The 6,283-nt window shown below is 69.1% G+C and carries 3 protein-coding genes and 1 pseudogene; 1 reads left to right on the top strand and 3 read right to left on the bottom strand.

What is annotated here, in order from left to right; all coding sequences use genetic code 11:
- Window positions 1-423 (top strand): annotated as a pseudogene (locus tag A5624_RS17670) (amino acid permease); the annotation flags it as partial.
- Window positions 424-489: 66 nt separating this feature from the next.
- Here the strand turns inward: A5624_RS17670 and car are convergent.
- The 3 genes from car to A5624_RS17685 all read right to left on the bottom strand — a co-directional run bounded on the left by car (window position 490) and on the right by A5624_RS17685 (window position 6,222).
- Window positions 490-4,056 carry a carboxylic acid reductase gene (gene car, locus A5624_RS17675; RefSeq protein WP_066868668.1) on the bottom strand — a complete coding sequence of 1,189 codons (3,567 nt, stop codon included), beginning with the start codon at window positions 4,054-4,056 and terminating at the stop codon, window positions 490-492.
- Window positions 4,057-4,117: 61 nt separating this feature from the next.
- Window positions 4,118-5,035 carry a ketopantoate reductase family protein gene (locus A5624_RS17680; protein WP_066868670.1) on the bottom strand — a complete coding sequence of 306 codons (918 nt, stop codon included), beginning with the start codon at window positions 5,033-5,035 and terminating at the stop codon, window positions 4,118-4,120.
- A gap of 14 nt (window positions 5,036-5,049) precedes the next feature.
- A complete protein-coding gene (locus A5624_RS17685; RefSeq protein WP_066868672.1) occupies window positions 5,050-6,222 on the bottom strand; it encodes an enolase C-terminal domain-like protein in 1,173 nt (390 codons plus the stop codon).
- Window positions 6,223-6,283: the final 61 nt, after the last annotated feature.

Raw genomic sequence — 6,283 nt, forward strand, 5'->3', positions numbered from 1 at the left:
GGCGAGGCGCCGACGCGATTGGTCAGGCTGAGCGGACGCGGCGTCCCCCACATCGCGATCCTGTGCTCGTCGGCGGTCGGATTCGGATGCGTGATCATGGCGCGGGTCGCGCCCAACACGGTGTTTTTGTTCCTGCTCAACTCGTCGGGCGCCATCATCTTGTTCGTCTACTGGCTGATCGCGTGCTCGCAGATCATCCTGCGCCGCCGCACACCCGCCGAGAAGCTGACGGTGAAAATGTGGTGCTACCCGGTGTTGTCGATTCTCACGCTGGCCGCAATCACCGTCGTGCTGGTGCAAATGGCGTTCGACCGCACGGCGCGCAGCCAGCTCTGGCTGAGCCTGCTGTCCTGGGCGGTGGTGATCGGCCTGTATTTCCTCGCCCGCTCCCGCGGCCGCATCCGGGTGTCTTCGGGGCAGTAGGTCTTTCTCGAAAGCGCTAGCACATGCGCTATCGAATTCCGGACTCACACAACGGCTGAGCTCGGGTCACCCCGCGTGCGCGCCGGTGTGGCTCCTCAGCAGACCGAGCCGCTGCAGATCGGTGACGTATTTGTCGATCAACGCCTCGGTCACGTGCGGCACGTCGTTGTCGTTGCCGATGCCCGCGGATTGCACTGCCGCACGGAACTTTTCGGCCGGCATACCGGTGCCCTGCGTCGGCTTACCGGGCTTCGCGTAGGCGCTCATCAGCGGCAGCAGCGAGTTCTTGCGCTGGTTGTCGGGCAGCGCCTGCATCGCCTCGGTGAAGCGGCCCAGCCACTGCTGATAATCGTCGATGCGCTCGATCTGGTGTCCGTCGGCGATGAGCCAGTCGACGAAGGTGTCCAGGGAGATGCCGTCGTCGTGGGTGTTGAGCACGTTGTAGGTGTGGTAGCCCTGCCGCGCGCTTGCGCCGAGGGTGGTGATGGCCGCCGCGGTGAAATCGGCGGGTAGCCCGTCGTAGTGGGCGCGCTGCGGGTTGCCGGCCGCGTCGAGCTGATAGAACGAACGCGGCGCGATCCCGGTGGCCACCACGCTCAGGATCAGCCGGGTGAACATGTCGGGCACGTTGAGCTGACCCGCGAAGTCGCTGTGCGCCAGGATCATGTCGGACCGGAACACCGCCACAGCAACGCCGCATAGGTCGTGGGCCTCCCGCAGCAGCACCTCGCCCGCCCATTTACTGGTGGCGTAACCGCTGGCATACGACTCGTCGAGGGACCGCGAAGGGCTCGCCGAGCGCACGTCGACGTCCTCCCCGATGAAGCTGCCGTCGGGCAGTGTGGTCACCGCCACGGTGGAGATGTAGTTGATCGGCTTGAGCCGCTTGGTGATCGCGAGCTTGATGATCTCGGCGGTGCCCACCACGTTGGGGCCGAACAGCTGGCTGTAGGGCAGCACGTGGTTGACCAGGGCGGCCGAATGCACGACGAGGTCGACCGTCTCGGCCAGTCGCTCGTAGGTGGGTGTGTCCAGGCCGAGGTTGGGCGCCCCCACGTCGCCGACGAGCACCCGCAGGTGCCGGTCGGCCAATCGCCGGAACCGCTCGGACAATTCGGTGTCCCCGCTGTCGATCGCGGCCTCGATGCGCTGACGTCCGGCGGTCGGGTCGGCGCCGCGGGCCAGGCAGATCACCGTGCCGCCGCCCGGGGCCAGGCGCTCGAGCCAGTCCAGGCACAAAAAACGCCCCAGGTAGCCGTTGGCTCCGGTGAGAAGTACGGTGTTGATCTCGCCCGTCGCAGCCGGGAGCCCGGGAGCGGCGGCCAGCGTGTCAGCGTCGATGAAGCCGTCCAGCGTCAGGTCCGCGGCGCGCGCCTGCGTGGCGCCGCGCCCGTGCACCGACGCGAACGTCGGCCGCGTCGACGCCGACGTGCGTTCGCCGTCAACGAAATTCGCGACAGTGGTCAGGTTCGCGGTGGGGCTGACGATGGTCTGCACCGGCACATCGATGTTGAATATCTCGGACAAGAGTGTGGCGAAGGAAAACGCGGACAGCGAATCACCGCCGAGCTCAATGAACTTCGCGTCGGCGCGTAGCGCGGTGTCGGCCGGCAGGCCCAGGGTGGCCGCGGCCGCCCGCCGGACCGTATCGATGGTGGGCAGCTCGCGGCTGGCGGCGCGCAGTTCGCCGAGTTGGTTGCCGTGGCTGGCCTCGATGTCGTCGTACATCGCGTCGAGGCGTTCGCCGTAGCGCGCCTTGAGGGCCGGGCGCAGCAGCTTGCCGACCCCGGACAGCAGCCCGTTGTCCCGGGTGAAACGTTGTGGCTCCAACAGAAAGTCGCGCGGGATCTCATACGGGTGCAGGTGGGCGTCCGCGGCGATCCGTTGCAGCGAGTCGGCGATCAGGGCATGGGCGTCCCCGTCGCCGATCGCGTCGGTGTTCGGCACGATCACCGCGAGCAGGAACGGCTGCTCGCTGCTGCCGTAGAGGAAAATCTGCCGGATGTACGGGCTCGTCGAGAAGGTGGCCTCCAGCTGGGAGACTGCGACGAACTCGCCCTGCGAGAGCTTGATCACGTTGTTGCTGCGATCCAGATACACCAGGTGGTCGGGTCCCAGCTCGGCCATGATGTCGCCGGTCTTGTAGAACCCCTCGTCGTCGAAGATCTTCGCCGACAGCTCCGGGTGTTTGAAGTAGCCGGGAATCACGTTGGCGGCCTTCAGGCGTAGCTCGCCGCGCGGATACGGCTTGTCGGTGGTCAGGTAGCCCAGCTCGGGGACGTCGACCAGCTTGTAGTCGGTCACCGGTGGGCGCCGGATCCGGCCGCTGCGCATGATGCCGCCGCCGGTCTCGGTGGCCCCGTAGCCGTCGGCCACCGGGATGTCGAGCAACGATTCCATGAACGCGTGCATCTGCTTGGACAGCGGGGCGCTGCCGCACATCGCCGAAATGACCCGCCCGCCGATGAAGTCTTGGCGCAGTTCGGCTTTCACCGCCTCGTCGAGCTGCTCGCCGGAAAGCTCACCGCCGGCGCGCTGGTCGAGCTCTTTGCGGTAACGCCGAAAGAACATGTCGCACACCCGCGGAACCAGGTTCAACGCCGTGGGCCGGACCAGGCCGATGTCGTCGAACAGGGTGGACATGTCACTCTTGGCGGCGAAGTAGCCGATGCCCCCGGAGGACAGCGTGGCGATCAGCCACTCCAACCCGTACACGTGCGACAGCGGCATGTACTGCAGGTGGATCGCCGGGATCAGCCTGCCGATGTCCACCGATGGACTGTGCGGTCGCTGCCAGGTCCGGGTCATCATGTCGGCGGTGTACATGGCGCCCTTCGGCGCGCCGGTGCTCCCCGAGGTGTAAATGAGTGTGGCCAAAGGGTTTTCGCCATCGGCGGGGACGAACGCCGGAGGTGGTGGGAGCCGGCGGCCCGCGTCGAGTTCAGTGGACAGCGACACCACCTCGGCGCGGTGCCCGGCGTCGCGCAACCGCGCGCGGGCGTGGTCGTAGTGGCCGCGCTGTTCGTCGTCCTCGCTGGTGTAGTCGAACACCACCAGACGCTCGAGGAAGGGCGCGTCGACGACGACGTCGACCGCGGTGCCCAGGGATTCGACGCTCACCGCGAGGATGCGGGGTTGCGTCTCGGCGACGATCGGGCCGAGCTGGGCCGCCGTGGAACTGGTCTGCAGCGGCACGAACACCGCGCCCAACCGAATGCACGCCAGGTAATGCACGACGTAGTCGATGCTGGTGAAACCCAGGACCGCGACGAAATCGCCCGGCGCGAAACCGCCGGCCAGGCCGGCCTGCCAAGCCGCGGCCAGCGCCGCGACCCGTTCCCCGAGCTCGCGGTAGGTGATGGTGTCGAATCCGGACAGCAGGGTGGTCGCCGCGCGGCCGGTCCCCGGATCGCGGACCACCTCGCAGCAGCGCTGCCCCAGCGCCGGCCGGTCGGCATAGCCGCGCAGATAGGTCTCGACGACCTCGGCCAGCCGCAATCCCGGGCGATGCGCGGCGTCGGTCACCCCCGGTGATGACGCGGCGGCCCGAAACTGCGGGTCGTTGGCGTACAGCTGCTCGACGCGTTCGGTCAGTCGCTGGTCGCGGCCCGGGTCGGTGACGGTCTCGGTCATCGGCGGCTTCCTCTCATCCCGGCGTCTGCCGCAGCCGTATACCCGTCCTGGCTGTGCCCAGTCAGTGCCATTGCCGTTCGATCGACTTGATCAGCGCGGTCAGCGTCGCGTTCACCGGCGCGGCAACGCCCACCCGGGCGCCCTGGCGTGGCACCGCGCCGTTGATGACGTCGATCTCGCTGACCCGGCGCGCCTCGTGGTCCAGCAGCGCCGACGGTTTGGCGTCGGGCATTTGCGCGCCGAAGGCGCGAACGTGTTCGACCGCGTCGGTGACGGCGACGGCGATGCCCGACGCCCGCGCGACGGTCCATGCCTCGGTGGCGGCCGCCTGGCTGACCGGCGCCATGTCGGGGTCGTCCATCACCTGCCCGACGGTCATGCCGGTGAGCGCGCACGGGGCGCTGTAGGCGGCGTTGCAGATCAGCTTCTCCCACTGCATGGCGGCGATGTCGGTGACCGCGGCCGCGTCGAATCCGGCCTCGGTCCAGGCCCGCGCGATAGTTTCGACGGTCGCGTGCGGCAGCGACGAGTACGCCCCGAACCGCATCGCCTTCATGGCGTTGTGGCGGACGTGGCCGGGGGCCACGGTCGCCGCGCCGAATCCGCTGGCGATGCCGACGGCGACCCGCTGGTCGCCGACGATGCCGGCCACAATCTCCGCCGAGCCCAGCCCGTTCTGGATGGTCAGCACCGGTGTGCCCGCACGCAGCATCGGAAGTGCTTGCTGCGCACCGGTTCTCACGTCGGCGGCCTTCACGGCGAGCACGATCAGATCCATCGCCTCGTCCGGCGCGGTGGTGCTGGCCCGCAGCGGCACCACCCGGTCGTAGCCGGGGCCGGTGACCCGCAGGCCGTGCCGGGCGATCCGATCGACGCTGGGCTGGTGGCGGTCGATGGCCAACACGTCGTTGCCCGCCGCGGCCAGTCTGGCCGCATAGATGGAACCCATGGCGCCGCAGCCGATTACCGCGATCTTCATCCGCACTCTCCGTCTCAGGTGGTCAGCTCGGCGATCAATTCGGCCACGCCGGTCTTCTGCTCGAGCCCGAACCCCGCGGCGTCGCTCGGCGAGATCCGGCCCGCCGTCAGCGCGCAGGCATCGGGGTAGCCGCCGAACGGCGCGAACACGCCGGGGTAGGCCTCGCAGCCGCCCAGGCCCAGCCCGGCGGCGATGTGCAGGTTGATCAGGTGACCGCCGTGCGGGAACGCGAAGGCGCGATCGAAGCCGTGGGCCGCCGCGATGTCGAGCATCCGGAGGTATTCGGTCAGTCCGTAGCTCAGTCCCGGATCCATTTGGAAGACATCGTGATCGGGCCGCATCCCGCCGTAGCGCACCAGATTGGTCACGTCCGGCACCGAGAAGAGGTTCTCGCCGGTGGCCACCGCGCCGTCGTAGGAGTCGGTCACCGCCCGGTTCAGCGCGTAATCCAGGGGATCGCCCGGTTCTTCGTACCAGCGCAGGCCGTAGGGGCCGAGCGCGGCCGCCCACCGGGTTGCCTCGTCGCGGTCGAACCGGCCGTTCGCGTCCACCGCGACCCGTCCGGCGTCGCCGACGATGTCGATGACGGCCTCGATGCGCGCCAGGTCCTCCTCCAGCGGGGCGCCGCCGATCTTCATCTTGACCGCGTCATAGCCCGCGTCGAGATACCCGCGCATTTCGCGGCGCAGCTGTTCGACACCGCCGTGGGCGTAGTAGTAGCCGCCGGCGGCGTACACCGGCACCGACGGCGCGGGCGTTCGTCCGGCGTGGCGGGCGATGGTCACGCAGGCCGGCTCGTCGCGCAGCTTGGCGTTCAGGTCCCAGCAGGCCAGTTCCAGCGCGGCCGCGGCCGCGGCCCGGTCCCCGTGACCGCCCGGCTTCTCGTCGGCGAGCGCACACGCCAGGACCGCGGCGGGATCCAGCCATCCGGACCCGTCCAGCAGCTCGTCGGGGGAGGCCGCCAGCACCCGCGGGATCATCCGGTCGCGCAGGATCCCGCCCTGGGCGAACCGCCCGATCGAGTCGAAGGCCACGCCCACCACCGGCCGCCCGTGGCGGACCGCATCGGTGATCACCGCGACCAGGGAGACCGTGTGGCGGGAGAAGTCGACCACCGCGTTGGCGGGGCCGCCGCGCCGACCGCTGTCCAGGCCGACGGACCGTTCGACGATCGCCGTGATCCGCATCACCTGGTCGTCAAGCAGCCCGCGGCAGTCGCATACCGCTATCCAACTCGGGGCGCCGGGC

Origin of the sequence: Mycobacterium sp. 1482292.6, from assembly GCF_001672995.1 — a bacterium.
In the GTDB taxonomy this organism is placed as follows: domain Bacteria; phylum Actinomycetota; class Actinomycetes; order Mycobacteriales; family Mycobacteriaceae; genus Mycobacterium; species Mycobacterium europaeum_A.

Bases quoted from the DNA above. Each gene is read 5' to 3' on its own strand.
- car (WP_066868668.1), bottom strand. From the start codon at position 4,056: ATGACCGAGACCGTCACCGACCCGGGCCGCGACCAGCGACTGACCGAA.
- A5624_RS17680 (WP_066868670.1), bottom strand. From the start codon at position 5,035: ATGAAGATCGCGGTAATCGGCTGCGGCGCCATGGGTTCCATCTATGCG.
- A5624_RS17685 (WP_066868672.1), bottom strand. From the start codon at position 6,222: ATGCGGATCACGGCGATCGTCGAACGGTCCGTCGGCCTGGACAGCGGT.